The 2,520-nt window shown below is 49.3% G+C and carries 1 rRNA gene; it reads right to left on the reverse strand.

Going from position 1 to position 2,520, the window contains the following annotated elements:
• Window positions 1-9 precede the first annotated feature (9 nt).
• Window positions 10-2,520: ribosomal RNA gene (locus BMX50_RS34130) — 23S ribosomal RNA — on the reverse strand; the annotation flags it as partial.

Here is a 2,520-nt window from a genome sequence, read left to right on the forward strand (position 1 = left end):
TATTTCTATCTGAAGAAAGCTTCGGGCAATTAGTATTACTCGGCTATGATGTCACCACCTTTATACCTGTAACCTATCAACGTAGTAGTCTCCTACGACCCTCAATGGAAGTCTCATCTTGTGGCTAGTTTCGCACTTAGATGCTTTCAGCGCTTATCTATTCCCAACGTAGCTACTCTGCAGTACACCTGGCGGCATAACAGATTCACCAGAGGTTAGTCCAACCCGGTCCTCTCGTACTAAGGTCAGCCCCACTCAAACTTCCTACGCCCACAACAGATAGGGACCGAACTGTCTCGCGACGTTCTGAACCCAGCTCGCGTGCCACTTTAATGAGCGAACAGCTCAACCCTTGGGACCTTCTCCAGCCCCAGGATGTGACGAGCCGACATCGAGGTGCCAAACCTCCCCGTCGATATGAGCTCTTGGGGGAGATCAGCCTGTTATCCCCAGCGTACCTTTTATCCTTTGAGCGATGGCCCTTCCATGCAGAACCACCGGATCACTATATCCGTCTTTCGACCCAGCTCGACTTGTCTGTCTCACTGTCAAGCAAGCTTATGCTATTGCACTCCGCGTACGGTTACCAAGCGTACTGAGCTTACCTTTGAAAGCCTCCGTTACCTTTTTGGAGGCGACCACCCCAGTCAAACTACCCGCCAAACAATGTTCTCCACATTGTAGAGTTAGACACCAAATACAGAAAGGGTGGTATTTCAACGTTGACTAAATGACTCCTGGCGAAGCCACATCACAGTCTCCCACCTATCCTACACATCCTGTATCCGATATCAATGTTAAGCTATAGTGAAGGTGCATGGGGTCTTTCCGTCCCGTTGCGGGTAACCGGCGTCTTCACCGATACCACAATTTCACCGAGCTCATGGCTGAGACAGCGCCCAGATCGTTACACCATTCGTGCAGGTCGGAACTTACCCGACAAGGAATTTCGCTACCTTAGGACCGTTATAGTTACGGCCGCCGTTTACTGGGGCTTCGATTCAATGCTTCGCCTTGCGACTAACATCCCCTCTTAACCTTCCAGCACCGGGCAGGTGTCAGGCCATATACGTCATCTTTCGATTTTGCATAGCCATGTGTTTTTGTTAAACAGTCGCCTGGGCCTTTTCACTGCGGCTGACATTGCTGCCAGCGCCCCTTCTCCCGAAGTTACAGGGCCATTTTGCCGAGTTCCTTAGCCATGATTCACTCGAGCACCTTAGGATTCTCTCCTCGACTACCTGTGTCGGTTTACGGTACGGGTTTTTATTACCTGAAGCTTAGCGGGTTTTCTTGGAAGTCTGATTACCTGAACTATTACATCCTCCGAAGATTCTGTATACTATCAGCTTTCAGCAAAACATGCGTACTTAACTACACGTCTTATACCTACAGCCTTTAACGAACTATTCCGTCAGTTCGCGTCAGTGTCACTACTCCGTCACCGCATCGCAGTAATAAAAAGTACTGGAATATTAACCAGTTGTCCATCGGCTACGCCTGTCGGCTTCACCTTAGGCCCCGACTAACCCTGATCCGATTAGCGTTGATCAGGAAACCTTAGTCTTTCGGTGGGCGGGTTTCTCTCCCGCCTTATCGTTACTTATGCCTACATTTGCTTTTCTATTCCCTCCACAGTCAGTTACCTTCCTGCTTCTCCGACAAATAGAATGCTCCCCTACCAGTCATATAAATATGAATCCATAGCTTCGGTATACTGCTTGATGCCCGTTTATTATCCATGCCCGATCGCTCGACTAGTGAGCTGTTACGCACTCTTTAAATGAATGGCTGCTTCCAAGCCAACATCCTAGCTGTCTGTGCAATCGGACCTCGTTAGTTCAACTTAGCAATAATTTAGGGACCTTAGCTGATGGTCTGGGTTCTTTCCCTCTCGGCCATGGACCTTAGCACCCATAGCCTCACTCCAGCGTATATTATAAAGCATTCGGAGTTTATCTGGATTTGGTAGGATTTGACTCCCCCGCACCCAATTAGTAGCTCTACCTCTTTATAACTCAACCGCCAGGCTGTTCCTAAAAACATTTCGGGGAGTACGAGCTATTTCCCAGTTTGATTAGCCTTTCACCCCTACCCACAAGTCATCCGGAAACTTTTCAACGTTTATCGGTTCGGTCCTCCAGTACCTGTTACGGCACCTTCAACCTGCCCATGGGTAGATCACAAGGTTTCGCGTCTACCTCCCCTGACTATACGCCCTTTTCAGACTCGCTTTCGCTTCGGATCCGTGTCTTAAACACTTAACCTTGCCAGGGAAGAGTAACTCGTAGGCTCATTATGCAAAAGGCACGCCGTCACCATTGCTGGCTCCGACCGCTTGTAAGTACACGGTTTCAGGTTCTATTTCACTCCCCTGTTCGGGGTTCTTTTCACCTTTCCCTCACGGTACTGGTTCACTATCGGTCTCTCAGGAGTATTTAGCCTTACCGGATGGTGCCGGCAAATTCCCACAAGGCGTCTCCGACCTCGCGGTACTCAGGATACCACTATCCTACTATC

Origin of the sequence: Mucilaginibacter gossypiicola, assembly GCF_900110105.1 — a bacterium.
In the GTDB taxonomy this organism is placed as follows: Bacteria; Bacteroidota; Bacteroidia; order Sphingobacteriales; family Sphingobacteriaceae; genus Mucilaginibacter; species Mucilaginibacter gossypiicola.